This is a genomic window from Salinivibrio sp. YCSC6, assembly GCF_004916735.1.
In the GTDB taxonomy this organism is placed as follows: domain Bacteria; phylum Pseudomonadota; class Gammaproteobacteria; order Enterobacterales; family Vibrionaceae; genus Salinivibrio; species Salinivibrio proteolyticus.
The window spans coordinates 1,322,128-1,340,407 of sequence record NZ_CP039516.1 but is presented as its reverse complement, the minus strand read 5'-3'; the positions used below and the strand labels follow the sequence as shown (position 1 = coordinate 1,340,407).

The 18,280-nt window shown below is 51.5% G+C and carries 14 protein-coding genes; 2 read left to right on the top strand and 12 right to left on the bottom strand.

The features are described from left to right. From mukB to cmoM, 4 genes are read right to left on the bottom strand one after another with little or no spacing between them, the layout of a single operon-like run. Positions 1-4,452 carry a chromosome partition protein MukB gene (gene mukB / locus E8E00_RS06160; RefSeq protein WP_096628572.1) on the bottom strand — a complete coding sequence of 1,484 codons (4,452 nt, stop codon included), beginning with the start codon at positions 4,450-4,452 and terminating at the stop codon, positions 1-3. Continuing rightward, positions 4,449-5,180, bottom strand: a complete 732-nt coding sequence (gene mukE / locus E8E00_RS06155; protein WP_069587314.1) for a chromosome partition protein MukE — start codon at positions 5,178-5,180, stop codon at positions 4,449-4,451. The genes mukB and mukE overlap by 4 nt, the downstream gene beginning before the upstream one ends. Beyond that, positions 5,161-6,525: a chromosome partition protein MukF gene (gene mukF / locus E8E00_RS06150; protein WP_096628574.1), complete on the bottom strand. Its 1,365-nt coding sequence runs from the start codon at positions 6,523-6,525 to the stop codon at positions 5,161-5,163. Before mukF ends, mukE begins: the two co-directional genes overlap by 20 nt. Positions 6,526-6,558: 33 nt before the next feature. Further along, on the bottom strand, positions 6,559-7,338 hold the full coding sequence (gene cmoM, locus E8E00_RS06145) for a tRNA uridine 5-oxyacetic acid(34) methyltransferase CmoM (RefSeq protein WP_069587321.1): 780 nt from the start codon (positions 7,336-7,338) through the stop codon (positions 6,559-6,561). Between the two features lie 116 nt (positions 7,339-7,454). Here cmoM and elyC point away from each other — a divergent pair, with 116 nt between their 5' ends. Further along, entirely contained in the window at positions 7,455-8,228 is a 774-nt protein-coding gene (elyC, locus tag E8E00_RS06140; RefSeq protein ID WP_077455881.1) for an envelope biogenesis factor ElyC, read from the top strand. Positions 8,229-8,289: 61 nt separating this feature from the next. On the opposite strand, the gene kdsB is transcribed toward elyC, so the two are convergent. Genes kdsB through E8E00_RS06115 form a run of 5 tightly spaced genes read right to left on the bottom strand, consistent with a single transcriptional unit; the run spans position 8,290 to position 14,324 of the window. Further along, positions 8,290-9,045 (bottom strand): 3-deoxy-manno-octulosonate cytidylyltransferase, encoded by a 756-nt coding sequence (gene kdsB / locus E8E00_RS06135; protein ID WP_077455882.1) that lies wholly within the window; start codon positions 9,043-9,045, stop codon positions 8,290-8,292. Continuing rightward, entirely contained in the window at positions 9,042-9,224 is a 183-nt protein-coding gene (locus E8E00_RS06130; RefSeq protein ID WP_069587307.1) for a Trm112 family protein, read from the bottom strand. Before E8E00_RS06130 ends, kdsB begins: the two co-directional genes overlap by 4 nt. Positions 9,225-9,233: 9 nt before the next feature. Further along, complete coding sequence (lpxK, locus tag E8E00_RS06125) at positions 9,234-10,223, bottom strand: tetraacyldisaccharide 4'-kinase (RefSeq protein WP_108743128.1); 990 nt, start codon at positions 10,221-10,223, stop codon at positions 9,234-9,236. A gap of 2 nt (positions 10,224-10,225) precedes the next feature. Continuing rightward, entirely contained in the window at positions 10,226-11,980 is a 1,755-nt protein-coding gene (msbA, locus tag E8E00_RS06120) for a lipid A ABC transporter ATP-binding protein/permease MsbA (RefSeq protein WP_096628577.1), read from the bottom strand. Between the two features lie 43 nt (positions 11,981-12,023). Next, complete coding sequence (locus E8E00_RS06115) at positions 12,024-14,324, bottom strand: DNA internalization-related competence protein ComEC/Rec2 (protein ID WP_168174034.1); 2,301 nt, start codon at positions 14,322-14,324, stop codon at positions 12,024-12,026. A 29-nt stretch (positions 14,325-14,353) separates the two neighbouring features. Here E8E00_RS06115 and E8E00_RS06110 point away from each other — a divergent pair, with 29 nt between their 5' ends. Further along, entirely contained in the window at positions 14,354-14,911 is a 558-nt protein-coding gene (locus tag E8E00_RS06110) for a DUF2062 domain-containing protein (RefSeq protein ID WP_069587302.1), read from the top strand. A gap of 198 nt (positions 14,912-15,109) precedes the next feature. On the opposite strand, the gene lolE is transcribed toward E8E00_RS06110, so the two are convergent. From lolE to E8E00_RS06095, 3 genes are read right to left on the bottom strand one after another with little or no spacing between them, the layout of a single operon-like run. Continuing rightward, positions 15,110-16,348 carry a lipoprotein-releasing ABC transporter permease subunit LolE gene (gene lolE / locus E8E00_RS06105; protein WP_096628582.1) on the bottom strand — a complete coding sequence of 413 codons (1,239 nt, stop codon included), beginning with the start codon at positions 16,346-16,348 and terminating at the stop codon, positions 15,110-15,112. Then, on the bottom strand, positions 16,345-17,046 hold the full coding sequence (gene lolD / locus E8E00_RS06100; RefSeq protein WP_077639424.1) for a lipoprotein-releasing ABC transporter ATP-binding protein LolD: 702 nt from the start codon (positions 17,044-17,046) through the stop codon (positions 16,345-16,347). Before lolD ends, lolE begins: the two co-directional genes overlap by 4 nt. Beyond that, a complete protein-coding gene (locus E8E00_RS06095) occupies positions 17,039-18,226 on the bottom strand; it encodes a lipoprotein-releasing ABC transporter permease subunit (RefSeq protein WP_096628585.1) in 1,188 nt (395 codons plus the stop codon). Before E8E00_RS06095 ends, lolD begins: the two co-directional genes overlap by 8 nt. Between the last annotated feature and the right edge of the window lie 54 nt (positions 18,227-18,280).

Genomic DNA, 18,280 nt, shown 5'->3' with positions numbered 1-18,280 from the left:
CTAGCCGAGGACGGGTTCTTGCGCTAATTCTCGGCGCTTTTCTTCACCGAAACCGCGCAATCCAACCACATGCACATGTTCTCGATCGTTGAAGATCTTACGCACTAGCTTGTACGTCGTGCCTTGCTCAGGACTGATGTTTTCCGGTGCCGCAATCAAGAGCTGCATATCAAGGCGGTGACATAGCTCAAACAACGTCGAAATGGATTTAGCATCTAGACGCGCTGCCTCGTCCAAGAACAGCAGACGACATGGGATCACATCTTTACCGCGCAAACGGCGTGATTCTTCTTCCCAGCTTTGCACCACCATCAGCAAGATAGCTTGGCCCGTACCGATTGCTTCACCGGTCGATAACGCGCCCGACTCGGCCTGCAACCAGCCATCCGTGCCACGGTTAACCTCAATGCCTAATTCTAGGTAATTGCGATAATCAAGGAGCTCTTCTCCCAACACCTGTGGCGAACGTTGGCCCAACTCGATATGCGGGTTGAGGCGCTGGAACAGCTTCGCCATCGCTTCCGAGAAGGTGAGGTTGTGATTGCCAAACAAGTCTTGATGTTGCTCAGCATTCTCGGCCAAGCCCGCTAAAAGTTGTGCATGCGTCTCGCGAATCGACACATTCAAACGCACCCCTTTTACCTGACCAAAGCCAATATTCTGTAGGCCTTGGTTAAGCATGCGGATACGATTTTGCTCTCGCTGAATGGTTTTACGAATGATGTTCGCCACCGACTCTGAGCTTATCGCCAAACGTTTTTCCCGTTGCGTCAGCTCTTCGGTCAAGCGCGCGAGCTCAACTTCCATCTCTTCAATTGCTTCGACAGGATCATCGGTGCGAATAATGTCGTGGCGAATACGCTCGCGTAAGTGCTGATAAACCGCGACATAAAAGAGTACCTTGCGTTCAGGACGACCAATGTCTTCCGATGCACGCAGTGCGTCACGTAAGGTTTCATTGTCGGCGACTGCCAAACGCAACGCGCCCAGTGATTTATCCGACAACGAACGCAATTCATCAGCCGACATATAGGCCATTTCGCGACGATGCAGCTGTTTTTCCACGCCGTTATCACGCGCAATACGCATCACTGTGCACCAGCCTGCTTTAGCATTCACCACAAATGTGCGCAAGTCTTGGTATTGTTTCAATGATTTACGCAGGCCTTTAGTCAGCGATTTCACTTCCATGTCTAGCGAAGTGATACCGCGTGAAAGCTGACTGTGGCGCTGACGCGCTTGGTGCACCTGTTCATGTAAGGTGTCCCGGCGAACGCGAGCACGCTCCATTGCATCATCGTCGGCCTGAACGCCCAATTCGGCTAACTCACGTTTAAATTCGGCGACGGTTTCTTGTTTCGCTTGGTGCGAGCTTTTCAGTGACGCCAACACCTGATGGTATTGGTTCGTCTGTTGCTGAATATTTTTTAGTGCCTCGCGCTCACGCTGTCGCACTTGCTCCGCGGTTTTCAGCTTGCTTTTCAGTTGCTCATTCAACTCACTGCTTTGCGTGAGCATATCTGCCGCATCTTGATAGGCAAAGTGCGGACGACGCTCGGCTAAATCGGCGACCGCGAACACTTGCTGCTTAATCTGTTGCAGCTGCGCGTCTGCATCTTGGTATGCCTGCTCAAGCTTATCAAACTGCTCAGGATCAGCATCCAACGTCGAGAGTCGCGCTTCCAACTCGGTGAGGGTGTCACCGTGCTGCTTGATAAAGGCACTAGCCTGCTTTGCCGCTTCAACCCGCTGTTGAATCGCATCGATTTGACTGTCCAGATCGCTCTCAGCCAGCGCGCCAGCGCAATAACGGAGTTTGTCGAGGATCTGCAGCGCCTGCTGAGTCCGTTTGATTGCCTCGTCCGTTTGTTGCTGTTGCGCTTTGGCGTCTGCCAATTGACGCTGAATAGCCGAGCGCTTATCACGGCGCTGCTTGATGGCTAATTCAGGATCCGCCTCAAAAGCAACCGTTAAATGCTCGGCAATAAAGTGGCTAAATGCCTGAGACAAACGCTGTTGTTTTTGCACATCAAAAGATGCTTTGGCGTAGTCTTCGACCAAGGATTCGCGTTGCTCGCGTAACGCCTCGAGACGGTACTCACGCGCTGCGCGACCAAACAAAGGCGTTTCAGGGAAGCGCGAATAACGCATTTGACGATCATTGAGGTGCACACACACCGCGCCAGAGAGTTCCTCGGCATCAAACACGCTGTCGTCAAACGCGTCAGCATCACCTTCGATGACATACAGATCGTCTGGGCAATCCTCTAAATCAGCCAGTTTTGCTTTCACGCCTTTTAAGTCAGGGACCACTATCGCGTGACGAGCCGGACCATACAGCGCACTGAAATAAGGCGCATCATCAAGGGTGATGTCGTCATAAATCTCAGAGAGCAAAGTCCCCCCTAAGGTGTCCGCCAGCGCTTGCAACTGAGCATCATCACTGCCACCTGGCTGGGCAAGCTGCTCGATCGCTCGCTCGACCTTGGTTTTTTGCTCTGCTAATTGATCGCGCGCTTGGGTACGTTCACGCACCTGCTCATGCGTCTCATGCATCGCCGCCATCACCGCTTGGCGATCGTGCAATGCTTGACCACTCTGCTCAATGAGCTTGGTCAGTGCGTCGTTGGCGGCTATCCATGCAGGTGCTTGTCCCTCTAACACACGAATTTCGTTTGCCAGTGCATCATCTTGGCGTTGATGCTCGCGAACCTGCTCGGCCTGTTGCTCGCGGGCTAGCTGCAACTCATCACGCGTCGCTTGCTGCAATGCTACCGCCTGCTCCACCGCATCCGCGTTGGTCAGTGTTTCGTGGGTTACATCCTGATATTGACTCACCAGTGATTGTGCTTGCTCACGGTGCTGCTGACGCTGCAACAGCTCGCGCTGCTCATACTGTAGTTGATTTAGGCTATCGGCTAAATAACGACGCTCGCGGCCTTGTTCCACCCAATATTTCGCTTGCGTTCCGGCTTTCTCGCGCAGCGCATCCGGCTCAATGCGACGTAGTAACGTAAACGCATGATCAAATTGGCTCGCCGTCGCAGAAGCAAGGTCACGTTTGTGCTTCAAGGACAGCACGGTATCGGTTTGCTGCGCTTCTTCGGCTTTAAGTGTCTGCAACCGAGCACTGGCATCATCAGCCAGTAGCTCTTCATCACCGGTCAGCGCACGGGCTTTTTCTAGCGCATTCACCGCTTGCTGGTATTGCAAAGAACGCGTCTGTTGCGTGTTCAATGCCTGTTGATAATCGGCCAATTGGCTTTTTAGGCTATCAACTTCTTCTTCGCTTTGCGCCGCTCGCAGTTCGGCCTCAGCTAATTGCTCAGCCGCTTCTTCCACCACCATGATTTGTTCTTCAAGGCGCTCACTCAATTCAAGTAAGTCTTCTTCGTAGCGTTGGATTTTTTCTTGCTGACGTAACGCAGATTGCACTAACTGCAAATGATCGGATGCCGCTTGGTGGTCTTGTTCTAAGTGATCTTGCCCCGCTTCCAGCTCATCCAGCTCTTCTTGCATCGCGTGTGCTTGCGCTTGCTTTTGCTGCAATTCCGCTTGTGCACTGCTCAACTCGGCACGCAACGACAAGGCTTGTTCTAATTTGCTGCGTCGTTCGTTGGCATGGCGCATGTAGTCTGAGGCGACATAGTGCGTTGCTTCGGTGATCAAGTGCTTGAACAAATCCCGATCACGCTGGGTCAGTTTAATCGCTTCCAGCGTCATCCGGTTCTCTTTTAAAGCGACTTCCATATCTTGGAACGCTTTTTTCACGCCACCGTTTTGCGGCAACAAATAATCGCGTAACGATTTGGTGATGGCACTTGAGATCCCGCCGTACAAGGATGCTTCAATCAAACGATAGTATTTGCCGCGATCTTGCTGAGTGCGCAGCTTTTTCGGCAGTACGCCAAACTCAAACATCTGGGCGTGATAGTCGGTGACCGAGTTAAACGCCTTGAAATGCGCGGTCTCATAGCCTCCTGCTGCCTCTTTCACTTCATTTAATTGGCGAACACGAGCCTGCCCATTAGCCAGTGTTTCTACCAATACTTCAGTCGGGGTCACGTGTGAGGGCAACCCTTGAATGACGAAGGGTTTAATATCGACTTTTTTGTCTCGCCCTGCGACTTGCTGCAGACGTACCGCAAATAACACCCGTTGCTGACGGGAATTCACCACATCCAGCGCGGCATAACACGATCCCGGCTGCAATTTACCGTGCAGCCCTTTGTCTCGCGAGGCACTCGAGCTGCCCGCTTCCGTGGTATTTCGGAAGTGAAGCAAGGTTTGGTCGGGGATCAAAGACGTGATAAACGCCGCCATCGTGGTTGATTTACCGGCACCGTTACCACCAGAAAGCGTGGTCACCAAGGTATCGATATCAAAGGTTCGAGCAAAAAAGCCGTTCCAGTTCACCATGGTGAGTGATTGATATTTACCGCGTTGGCTCATGCTGTCTGTTCCTCAGTTGGTTGGGATTGGGTAGACGAATCCTCTTCATGCAGATCGTCGTCCAAAAAGCTGGATTGGATATGCTCTTGGGTATGCACTACCGCTTCACCATCGCGGATCAGGCGCAATTGTGCATCCTGCATGTCTTCTCCAGTGCGCACATCGGCGCCAAAACGGAACGTAGCTTCGCTGACACGGAACTTGTGCCCTTCACCAATTGGAATGATCATGCCTAATCGGCGTAGACGGCGCAGTGAGGTTTTAACTTTGTCGAACAGTTTGTCACGATCTAAGTCAGAGCCGCTGGCGCGATGTGTGACCAGCTTCATCAGCTTTTTCTCATCGGCAAGCGCCATCAGTTCGTCAAAGAGTTCTTGGGTGGTGAAAATCCCTTCTTGCGCCAGTCGCTCTGGGCTGAGATAAAGAAAACACAAGACTTTGCCCACCAGCATATCTAGCTCAGACAGAACACTGCGGCGTATCAGGCTGGTTGAGCGAGGGCGCAGGTAAAAGAACCCTTCTGGGGCACGCACTAATTCTGCGTTGTACCGCTGGTAAAAAAGATTCAGTTCTTGCTCAAACTCAACCAACAACGCATGGTTATCCAAATCTTCACTGGCAATATGGCGGCCAGCACGCAAAGCGCTATCCAACGCCGGAAACAGTGGATTAGCGATCGCTTTTGCTAACCCTTCAGGCATTGGCATTTCAGTATTTATCGATGACATTCGCTTGTACCTTGGCTCCAAAGTCATTAATGGCCTGCCAGTCAGGCTGGATCGCGTTAAAGTCGGACTGGGAATAGCCCATCCGAACCGCTTGGTTAATCACCAAACGCGCGAGATCGAAGTGGCGGGCTTGCGGGTGCTCGGCCAGATAAGATTTCAGGACGTCGCCCAAGTTGATGGCTTGGCCGGTTTGACGGTGACGCTGCAGCATCTCAGAGACTTGACGTGATAGCGCATCATCCACCACCGTCAGCTCTTCAAATTCAACCTCTGCAGGCATTTCTCCAGTTACTTCATCGTCACGTAGCACTAAGGCTTCATCACGGGTGTCGCGGAGTCGCTCTGCATCGGCATAGGTCAAAAACCAAGGCGCATCGAAAAAGTCGCTCACCGATTGACGTAATCGCTGGCTGAATGCGCGGTTTTTATCCATGTCGATGGCGGTACGAATAAACTTGTGCACATGACGGTCGTAGCCAATCCACAAGTCAATTGCTTGCTGCCCCCAGTTGATGATCCGGTCGAGTTTCATTTGCAGGCTGTAAACCATCGCATCCACGAAATCGAGGTCATCACGCGAGCGCACCACTTCTTGAATCTCGAGCAATTGGCTTTGTAAGTTATCTCCCGCGGCTTGCAAGGTGTCTTGCAACTCGCGCAGCGTGCTCGAGGTTTCATTGAGCAAGTATTCACAATTGGCGATCGCAGCCTGCCAATCTTGCGTCAGCAGCGCAGCAATATCATCTTTCACTTGCTGTTGCTGCTCGTCCATCACGCGCTGATTGAGGTCGATGCGATCAAAAATTTCGGCTACCGAGTATTTCAACACGCCATACACGTTGTGGCGCCAAAACTTCGCATCGCCGTCTTGCATCGCTGCACTGCGGGCTTTTTCAATTTCATCCGCCACCATCGATAGTTGCACTGACAACTTCAGCGCTGAATACTCACGGTGACGCGCATAATAATCTGCAATGCCCATCGCCAACGGCGTTAAGCGATAAATGCTATCGCCCTCGGTCATTTCACTCGTAAACCGGCTCAGCAAACGGGCTTGTACCATTTCATTGATGGCGTTGTTGGCGCGAAAGGCAAGGTTTCCCGCAGGGCTATCACCCGACGCGGCAAACTGTTCGCTCACGATGCGGAAGGCATCAATCAATTCACCTTCGCTTAGTTCATCTTCGAAACGTTCTTGGCTCATTACCGTAATGGCCAATAAAAACGCCAATCGCTCCGGCGGCAAGTTAAGTGAAAAGCCACCTTGCTTCACCCAGTTGACCAATTCGGGCACTGTCTGAGCGTCGTCTGCCCGCGTCAGGGTTGATTGGGCCTGATCACTCATCCGTTGTCCTTGTTGTTTTCATCATTTCTCATCTTATTCTGCCTTCTGTGCCCAGACGTGAATGTAACGTCCTAGCGACACAAAGGGTTCTTCGCGGCATAGCTGCTGTTCTAGCGCCACTACTTGTTCAAAGGTAAAGTCACCGGTGCGGGTATCTCGCATGTAATCATGAAACGTCCGCACTCCAGTTTTGCCCTTAATCTCGCATCCTGCTTGCGTGATCCATTGATACACGTCGTTAGGCATTAAGCCTTTCGTCGGCTGCAGTTTGAAGCGTTTTCGGTGCGGCATCCCCGCCTGAACATGGCTTAAATTGCCGCACACTAAATTCTTAAAGAGTAAGCCGGTCTGGTTATAAAACATCACCGATGCGAAACCGCCGGGCTTTAGCAACGTCAATAACGTCTTTAGCACCTGTTCTGGATGCTCTAGCCACTCCATCACCGCGTGAAATAAAATCACATCCGGCGCAGTGGTCAAATGTTCGCCGATCGCTTGCACGGGGGCGTGAACCAGCTGATACTGCGAGAGTAAGCCTTGTTGTTCAATCTCCTGTCGCGCTAAGTCGAGCATTTGCGAAGAGAGATCACATAAAGTGACCCTGTGACCAAGCGCCGCCAATGGCTGCGATAATGGCCCAACGCCGCCACCTGCATCTAGAATATGCAGAGGACGACTATCATCGTCAAAATGGCGCAAAATCTGTTCAATGTCTTGCCAAACTACTGCTTGGCGGATTTCGCCTTTGCCCGATCCATAAATGTTTTTAACAAATTTGTGGGCAATGTCGTCGAAATTTCTGTCCTCAGTCACAATGGCATTCGTTATCATTGAATAGTAAGAAGGGCATATTTTGTCACAAGCCTTACGTTAATAAAGGTTTATGGCACTATTTGTGCCTCGTTTGACTATATTTCGGGCGACATTGCATGTTTGAATTAAAAAAACTGATCTCAACCTTGATAATGCCCTTGCCCGCGCTGTTGTTGTTGGGTCTTTTCGGGCTATGCCTGCTTTGGTTCTCTCAGCGTAAAAAGCTGGCATCATTTGTTATCTTAGGGGCATTTTTAGGTATCTTTCTCGCGTCTTTCCAACCCGTCGCCTCTGGACTGCTTCGGCCGCTGGAACGTCAATATCCCGCCTTTCTCCCCACGGATAAACCCGTGGATTTCGTCATGGTGTTAGGCAATAGTCATGTAGTTGATGACGCATTGCCACCCACCTCCGAGCTATCACGTACCGCGCTGATGCGCTTGGCTGAAGGTATACGCATCCATCGGATGTATCCAACCTCCAAACTGATTTTATCTGGTTATGATCACGGATATGAAGTGAGCCACGCCAGAATGTTGGCGAGAGTGGCCATGGCACTGGGCGTTAATAAGAACAGTATTCTGTTACTTGAAACCGCCAAAGATACATGGGAAGAAGCCTATCAAGCGGCATCTGTCGTAGGCAGTAGTAACCTCGTGTTAGTCACCTCTGCCTCTCACATGGATCGTGCCTTATATGAATTTCGAAGCGCCGGGCTTGACCCTATCCCTGCCCCAACCAATTTTATGGCGCAAAAAGAAATCAAACAGCCGTGGATTAAGTACAGTCCTCGCGCACAATACTTGGAACAATTTGAGCGTTATTGGCATGAACGGTTAGGCCAAGCATGGCAAAGGCTGCGCGATCTAATCGCCCAGCCGAGCGCATAAAAGGTAACAAAAAGCCGCGATAACTATCGCGGCTTTTTTATTGGGGCTCAAACGCACACGGTTACGACGCCAAGTGCGCGCGTACCGCCTCTAAATCCGCTTGGGTATCCACACCGTGTGGCGGTGTTTCACTGGCCACATCAACATGAATTTTCTCACCATGCCAGAGTACGCGTAACTGCTCCAGTGACTCGATTTTTTCCAAAGGACTCGGTGTCCAATGGATGTACTGGCTGATAAATCCGGCGCGATAACCATAAATACCAATATGGCGCAGTAATGACTCAGGGACCTGCGGCGAGTCCTCGCCAAAATGCTCCCGATCCCAAGGGATGGTGGCGCGACTAAAATACAGTGCAAAGCCTTGATGATCGGTGACAACTTTGACCACATTAGGGTTGAAGACCTGCTCCGGTTGGTCAATCGCAACCGCAAGAGTCGCCATCGGCGCTTGTTGGTATGTGTTCAGGTTATCCGCAACTTGCCGGATCACCGCCGATGGGATCAAAGGCTCATCACCTTGGACGTTGACGATAATGGCATCATCCGCAAACCCATAGGTTGTCACAACTTCAGCCAATCGTTCAGTCCCAGATTGGTGATCATCTCGGGTCAAGCAGACTTCACCTCCGAAAGCCTCGACGGCAGAAACAATCCGTGCATCATCCGTCGCAACGATGACTTGTTTGGCACCAGCGGCTTGAGCGCGCTCGTAAACGTGTTGGATCATAGGCTTTCCGCCGATATCAGCGAGTGGTTTTCCCGGTAATCGGCTTGAGCCATAACGCGCGGGGATCACCACATAAAAGTCTGTCATCCCTGAACCTCTTCCAATGACATATCACGTGCTTCAGATTCGAGCAGCACCGGGATCCCATCTTCAATCGGATACGCAACACGGTCGAACTTACACACGAGTTCATTATTTTCTTTATTGAAGTAGAGCTTACCCTGACAAGAAGGACAAGCCACAATTTCAAGCAGACGGTGATCCATAAGTTTCCTTTAATTTTTATGCTTTTTCAGGTGGTGAAGCTTTTCTAGCACATAGTTTGCCGCTGTGTCAGGGAGTTTCGCTGCCACAGGCAAATACCACCAATTATCTTGAGCAATGCCTTGATACTTCACAGCATCTTTTTCGGTCATCAATAGATGTTGCCCCTTTGCGGCTAAACTGTCTAGCGCTTCGGCACTCAATGATTGATGATCTTGCACCGCTTCACTGTGTACCGGGGTCACACCCATTTTTTGTAAGGTGGCAAAAAAGCGTGGCGGATGACCTATGCCCGCCATCGCGACCACCTCAGGGAGAATCGACACCTGACAACGTTGGCCACTACGTAAATTCACCGCTTCGGTCGGTACCAATGTCATCGGCCACTCCCCTTGGTGCGGCTCACCTCCATTGTTGACCACCATATCCACGGTATCGAGACGTGACGTCTGCTCGCGCAATGGTCCTAATGGAATATAGTGCCCGTTTCCGAATCGACGCTGACCATCCACAATCACAATTTCGAGGTCGCGATCGAGCCGGTAGTGCTGCATACCATCATCTGTAACCACTACATTGACGCCCTCATCGAGGAGTCGTTTAACTGCCGCGCTACGATCCGGGTCAACACAAACAGGCACTTGAGTACGGCGGGCAATCAAGACCGGCTCATCACCGGCCACGCGAGGAGAGGTTGTTTGTGACAACAACAATGGATACTGTTCCGATTTCCCCCCATAGCCACGTGATACCACTCCGGGACGGTAGCCTTGGGCCTTCAGTTGCTCCACCAGCCAAACCACAAACGGCGTTTTGCCATTGCCGCCGATCATGATGTTACCCACCACAATCACAGGCACGGGCGCGCGATAACTGGGGGCTTTACCACTCAGATAGCGCTGACGACGATAGCGTGCCACCGCGCCAAATAGCTTGCTGATGGGCCACAAAGGGGCGGCCCAAACCGGAACATCTTCACGAAACCAAAGTTTTTCAACCATGGTCAGTCACCAAATTGAATACGGTGCAACTGGGCATACGCACCGTCTTGCTCTAACAGCGCCTGATGGTTACCACGCTCAACAATTTCACCTTCATCCACAACGAGAATTTGATCCGCATCCTCAATCGTGGACAAACGGTGCGCAATCACCAACACAGTGCGGTTTTTTTGCAACTCGTCCAATGCCGCTTGAATGGCACGCTCAGATTCAGTATCCAATGCCGACGTCGCTTCATCCAAAATCAGTACTGGTGCGTTGCGCAGCAGCGCACGAGCAATGGCAATGCGTTGACGCTGACCGCCTGATAAGCTGACGCCATTCTCACCAATAATGGTGTCATACCCTTCATCCAATTCACGAATGAAGTCGTCTGCATACGCTAATTTTGCCGCCTCAATGATCTGCTCACGGGTGAACTGATCCTCGGCTGCGTAGGCGATGTTGTTGGCGACTGTGTCGTTAAACAGATGGACATTTTGCGAGACCACCGCCACATGTTGGCGCAGATTGGCGAGCTTATATTCATCAATGGGCACGCCATCCAATGTGATGGTGCCACTATCAATGTCATAAAAACGCGTTAACAGATTGGCAATGGTACTTTTGCCTGAGCCGGAACGTCCCACCAGCGCCAAGGTTTGCCCTGCAGGTAATTCAAAGCTGACATTGCGAAGCGCAGGCGCTTCTTTGGATGGATACGTAAAGACGACATTGTCCACCTGAATATCGCCCTTCACGCGATCCGCTTCATGCTCACCGGTATCTTTTTCGGTGTCGAGTTCCATCAAGTTGAACAGACTGTGACACGCTGCCATGCCTCGTTGGAACTGCGACGTGACGTTAGTGAGGGATTTTAGTGGACGCATCAAACCAAACATCGCACCGAACACCACTGCAAACGTACCGGCAGTTAGCTCGGAGCGAATCGCTTCAGTATTCGCCAGTACCAAGACCACGACCAGCGCCATCGAGGCAATCAGCTGGATCACTGGGTTGGCAATGGCTTGAGCAGAGACCAGTTTCATCGTTTGTTGGCGCATGCGATTACTGACTTTATCAAAGCGCGCTTTTTCAACGTCTTGGCCACCGTAGCTCAGGACAACTTTATGTCCTTTCAGCATTTGTTCTGCCGAGCTAGTGACAGACCCCATGGCATCTTGCATATTTGATGAGATACGACGGAACCGTTTCGACACCACGCGAATCGAAAACGCCACCACAGGCGCGATAACCAACAAAATCGCAGATAGCTGCCAGCTCGACCAAAACATCAGTATCATCAAACCGAGAATTGACGCTCCCTCACGAACTAGGCTCACTAAGGCACTGCTTGTCGCCGATGCAACCTGTTCGGAATCATACGTGATACGAGAGAGCAAGGCGCCGGAGGATTCTTGATCGAAAAAACTGACGGGCATTTTCATAAAGTGGTTAAACATGCGTCGGCGCATGGTCATCACCACATTCCCTGATACCCATGACAAGCAGTAAGCGGAGACAAAACTAGACAGCCCGCGAACTACCATCAATACCACGAGATAAACGGGCATCCATTTGAGGAAATCCCCCGCCACGTCATCATAGGTAAAACCTTGATCGAGGAGTGGCTTGAGCATGGAGAGCATGAGGGTATCACTGGCAGCATTGATAACCAGTGCGACAATAGCAACGATCAAGCCAAGCTTATAGTTGGCGATGTATGGCCAGAGTTGCTTAAACGTCTGCCAGGTCGTTTTATCTTGATATTCGCTCATTAAAATCGTTTAGCTGTGTAAAACAGACCGGCATTCTACTCTTTTACCCGCCGTCGTCCAAATTTACCGGTCGCCGTTCAAACAGCGTCCGATACCATTGCCCTTGATGGTCACGCCGCCACCGTGTCATTTGCCATCGACCCTGGCGGCGCTGAAAACGCAATTGGCCATCTTTCGCGGTATCTAACCACGTGATCCCTGCTTGCTGATAACGCTCGCGAACAGCCGCCGCTGGCAATCCCCACGGATTAAATAACCCGGTAGACGCCACCACCCAATGCGGTGATACCGCGGTTATCCAAGGCGGCGATGATGACGATACACTTCCGTGATGGGGCACCAGCATAATGTCGCTCTGCAAAGCTTTGCGACGCTCTAAACGCGCCAGCAATGCCATCTCCCCCTGTGATTCAATATCGCCGGTAAGCAATATACTGGTGCGTCCATCACTGACCCGCACGACACAAGAGTCATTGTTACCCGCGCGATCCACTTGTCTCGGCGGCCAAAGCACATGAAACCTTAACCCTTGCCAATCCCACATGGCGCCTCTCCGACAGGGTAAATAACCACGCCTTTTTTCACTGGCCCGCTGCCAAATCGGTTGAAAGCGTTCGGTGACATACCCTGCTCCACCATCATGGTCACTGTCACCATGGCTTAAGAGTAGGCCATCGAGTTGATCGATGCCTCGTTGCTCAAGAATCGGCGTAATCACCGCTTGCGCGATCCCGCCTACTTGCCATCGGTTTCCGGTATCATAAAGCACCGCTCTGCCGTTTTTAGTGATTAATACCGCTAAGCCATGCCCCACATCGAGCACATCCACCTGCCAGTCGGGCAATGGTGGCGCACGCCATGCAAAACCAGTCGTCACCAATACCAATAAAAGCGACGTTTGGCGGTGCCAACGCCAACTCATTATCAGCCAACATCCCCCCGCCACCAGCAAAGACCACAACCACGATAACGGTGGAGGCTGCAGCCACGCTTGGCGGGCAACGTCGGCAAGCCATATCACTGGCGCTAGGCTCCAATCGGCCGCTTGCCAAATAAATGTCGCGACGTTACTGCCCGCTATGAACTGAGCAACTAGGGCGACAAAGACCAAGGGCACCGTGAATATTCCCACCCAAGGAACGGCAAAGAGATTTAACGGCGTGGCGGCGGCGCTCATACCAGAAAAAAAGCCCAATTGCAGAGGCAACATGCCTATCAAGAGAATGAATTGAATAAACACCAGTTGCTTGCCCCGCCAAATCATACGGGCATAAGCTGTGGCCGGAAACTCTCGCCAACGAGGTAGCGAGTAATGCGCGAGGCACAGCGCTGACACTGCGGCAAACGACAGCCAAAAGCTCAACGAAAAACCAGCAAAAGGATCGCGCAATAACACAGCCAGTAAAGTGATTTGCAACAAGGTACTGGGAGACACCTGTGCCCCCATGCGCTTTGCACTGGCATAGATAAATAGGGCAATCAAGGCGCGCTGGGTGGGCAACGCAAACCCTGCCAACGCGGCATACCCTAAAGCAACCAGCATAGCGCTATAGAGCGGCCACCAAAGGGTGAGTCGCCATTCGGGTAGCAGCAAGCGGATCCCCCAGCCTACTTGCCACCCCAACGCAAACGCCAGCCCAATATGAAGCCCAGAAATAGCCATCAGGTGAGCAAGACCACTGTGCGTCAAGATCTGCCAATCTTCATGGGTCAGCCATTGCCGCTCTCCCAAACTTAGCGCCAGTAAATAGCGGCCATAACGCAAAGGCTCAAGCTCAGGGGACAGTGCATTTAAGACTGATTGCCGCCATGATGGAGTATGGGTGAGCCGCTCGGCGTTTTTGAGGCTGGCTTTGCCATGAATCCGTCGCGCCACAAAGTAACGCTCTGCATCAAAACCCGCTTCGTTTAAACGTCCATACGGCGGCTTCAGTCTGACCGTAAGCCTCCAACGCTCACCTTGTTGGGGAAACGGCGGCGATTGCCAATAAAGACGCACTCGAGCTGAACGAAAAAACGGCAGTGGTTTATCATTAATTTTATCAACGTCAAAAATAATCGATTGTGGGCCGGCTTTGGGGCTAAAAAGGCTGCCCACCGAGCCAGATATTGTAGTATCCTCTGTGCTAGAAATGATGTGGATCACGTCTGCTTGGTAGAAGGTTGCGGATAATACAGCGCAAGTGAGCCCTAACGCGCTCCCCGCGAGCCACCAAAGGCGCTTTTTCCACCCAAAATGAAACACAATACACGCAATGAAACACGTCCAAACTGGTGGCAAACTGGGCCACCATGGCAGCGATAAAATCGACGCAGCCAAGCCGAGCGTGAATGTCAGCTTCATCGCGTAACATCCAGGTAAATTAAGCAGGTATGCCCAAGAAGTTTTTTCAACGCTACATGCCAAAACGCGAGGCATTGCGCGATAACAAAGCACTGCGCGTGTTTGGAAGCCTGTTGCACGACCCAAACCTGTGGTGCTTGAATCGTCGCTCCGCATCGGGGGCGTTTGCGGTCGGTTTGTTCATGGCATTTGTTCCCTTGCCCAGCCAGATGATCATGGCCGCGGGACTGGCGATCTTGTTTGGTGTCAATCTGCCTTTGTCGGTCGCGTTGGTTTGGATCAGTAATCCTATTACCATGCCTGTGCTGTTCTATCTCGCCTATAAACTCGGCGCGTGGATGATGAATACACCGCCCTATCCCTTCCATTTTGAGCTCTCTTGGCACTATTTGGTTGAACAAATGGGCCACATTGGACCACCTTTCTTTCTCGGCTGTATGACCAGTGGTTTGGTGCTCGCCGTGATTGGCTATTTTGCCGTCAGAGGCATTTGGCGCTATTCCGTGGTAAGAAGCTGGCGTAAACGTAAACTTCGTATTCCGAACAAGTTAAAAGAAGTGCTGCCGAAGCCGAATAAACCCTCTTGATTCACGGTGATATCAGGCAACGCTAAAACGGTAGGAAAGGAAAACAAGCCGCTTGAGAGCGCATTGCGACACAGTCATCATCCAGCATTATCAAAACTTAAAACAATCCCAAAATTGTCGAGACAGATCGAAAAAGGGCCAGTACTCATACTGGCCCTTTTGGTAATTGCTTGTAGTAGCTGGCGCGCTAGCTAGCCACTATTTTGCACTCAATACCGCTGCTGGCTGCAACTGACACGCGCGACGCGCTGGATACCAAGCGGCCAATAAGCTGAGGAGCATCGCGGTTAAACTCACCACCACCACATCCGACACGCGTAACTCACTGGGTAGGAAGTTAATAAAATACACATCACCGGAGAGAAAACGGTGACCCACAACCTGCTCTATCCATTGGATTAAGTGGGTTAAATTGCTTGCCAGCAATACCCCCAACACACTGCCAATCAAGCTCCCCAACGCTCCGGCGAATAGTCCATACCAAACAAAAATCCGTCGTATCAAGGTATCGCCTGCTCCCATCGTACGTAGAATCGCAATATCAGCCGCACGGTCTTTCACAGACATCATCAGCGTTGATACCACGTTAAAGCAGGCCACACCAATCACCAAAACCATGACCAGATACATAATCGAGCGCACCAAATGGATATCGCGATACAAATAGCCAAATTCACTGGTCCAGTCTTTCATGTACACATAGGCGGAAAGGGTTTGACCGACCTCTCGGACAATACGTCGCGCCTCCAACACCGGCTCGACTTTGAGTGAGACCCCAGTAACCGCATCATCTAGTGCCATCAACTGCTGCGCATCAGATAGACGCATCAAGGCTAACGCATGATCAATTTGTCCGCCCAGCCGTAACAATCCACCCACTTGCATTCTCACTCGCTGAGGTGAACGCAACTTTAAGCTCGCATCCGCCGCGGGGATCATCACCGTTAACCAATCGCCTACTTTCACGCCTAAGCTATCGGCGACACCTTGCCCAAGTACGATATTTGATTGCCCCGCTGGCAAACTGTCCCACCCGCCATCAATAAACGCACCAATGCGACTCACGGCCGATTCGTCGCTCGGTGAAACGGCACGGATCTGGGCTGGCTTAAGTGCACTGCCATGTTCCATCAACACAGTCATTTCAACGTACGGTGCGGCAGCCACCACTTGAGGATGCTGCAAGGCTTGGCGCTTTACTTGCTGCCAATCGTCAAGCGGACCATTCACGCCAAACACTTGCGCATGCGGCACCACAGAGAGCACGCGCTGATTAAGCTCACGCTCAAAGCCATTCATGGCCGATAGACCAACAATAATGACCATCACACCGATGGCAATGCCAATCACCGATGACAACGAGATAAATGAGACCAACCGATTACGCTGGCGAGCACGGCTAAAACGGCGTCCAATGGCTAACGACAGTGGTTTCATTGCCCCTCCTCGGTGGCACTCACAGCAAGCAGTTGGCCATCTTGCATTCGCACTTGGCGGTCAAGTTTGGCTGCCAGCTCACTGTCATGCGTCACCACGAGAAATGCCGTCCCATGTCGTGCATTCAACGAACGCATCAAATCATAGATCTCCAAAGCTGTCGCATGGTCAAGATTCCCCGTCGGTTCGTCTGCGAGAACCAGCTTAGGATCGTTGACTAGCGCACGCGCGATCGCAACACGCTGACGCTCGCCCCCCGATAACTCAGCGGGACGGTGGGATAAACGATGGCCCACGCCGACCGCATTCAACATTTCCGTAGCTCTTGCTGTAGCCGTTTTGCGTGCAACTTTGTTGATCAGCAGTGGCATCATCACATTTTCAAGCGCAGTAAAGTCAGCCAGTAGGTGATGAAACTGATAAACAAATCCAAGCGCTTGGTTTCTTAGCTGCGCTTGTTGGTTCGCAGACATTTGGCTAATCGCTTTGCCCTCAAAATACACCTCACCCTCGCTCGGTGTATCAAGCGTGCCCAAGGTGTGTAGCAAGGTACTTTTGCCTGAGCCAGACGAGCCGACAATCGCCACAAGCTCTCCCGATGCAATGGTCAGAGACACCTGATTCAATACATGAATCGCCTGACCACCCTCTTGATAGGTTTTACTGATTTGGTGACAGGACAACAAAGACTCATTCATAACGCAGTGCCTCAGCAGGTTGAACAGACGCCGCTTTAAAAGCAGGGAAAAGGGTCGCTAACGTGCTCAGCAAAATAGCCAACACCATGACCATAACGACGTGAATTGGATTGACGACCACGGGAAGCGCAAGGCCATTGCCCAGCAAACTCACCCCAAACAGGGCCATGATTTCATTAATATAGAGAGACGCAAGTACTCCCAATACGCCCCCGACCAATGCGCCCAATAACCCACTGAGTGAGCCTTGAGCGATAAAGACAGCAACAATATCGCGATTTTGCATGCCTAAGGTTTTCAAAATGGCAACCTCGGCTTGCTTCTCCATCACCACCATGATCAAGGCAGCAATAATGTTGAATGCAGCGACAATAATGATCAGACTGAGCATTAAGCTCATCATGTTCTTTTCCATCTTCACCGCTTGAAAAAGCTCGCCCCGCCAGACGCGCCAATCCTGCCACGCTGCACTCTCTGCCATCGGTTTGAGATCCGTTATCGCAAAGGGATCGTCAAGGAAAAGGCGTAAGTCTTGCGCTTGCTGCGGCGGAATACGCATTAAACGCGCGACATCATGGATGTTAGCCAGCATCAATTGATTATCGACATCAGTCCCGGTGTGAAAAATGCCCGCTACGGTGAATAAGCGCTGCGCAGGGATCCGCCCAATCGGGGTAAATTGGCTCGCACTGGTGACCATCACTCGCACCTGATCGCCAACACGTAAACGTAAGTTACTCGCCATCGCGCGGCCAATGATGATTTGATAACGGCTCTCGGCTAACGCTTGAATGTCCCCTTGTAATAAATGGTCTGCCAACGGCTCATAAGCGGTTGGGTCAACCCCTTCTAATAACCCTGCACTCAGCCCTGTTCGGCTTTGTAACACCGCCTCTGTGGTTTGAATGGGAGCCGTCGTCACCACATGTGGCCATTGTTCAACGCGTTTTTTTACCGATGCCGTTTGTCCGTCCGCGATGACCGCATGCGGTAGTACGCCTAAAATGCGGCCTTTTAACTGGGCTTCAAAGCCATTCATCACCGATGACACGGTGATCAAAGCGAGCACACCAATGGCAATTCCTGCAGTAGACATAGACGACACAAATCGCCCAAAACGATCGGCCGATCGGCCGCGCAAATACCGCAAGCCAATAAACACCGATAAGGGTTGATACATAGTGCACCTAGCTTATTGTTTTGATTCGCTGCAAAGCATACCTGCCTGAGCGAA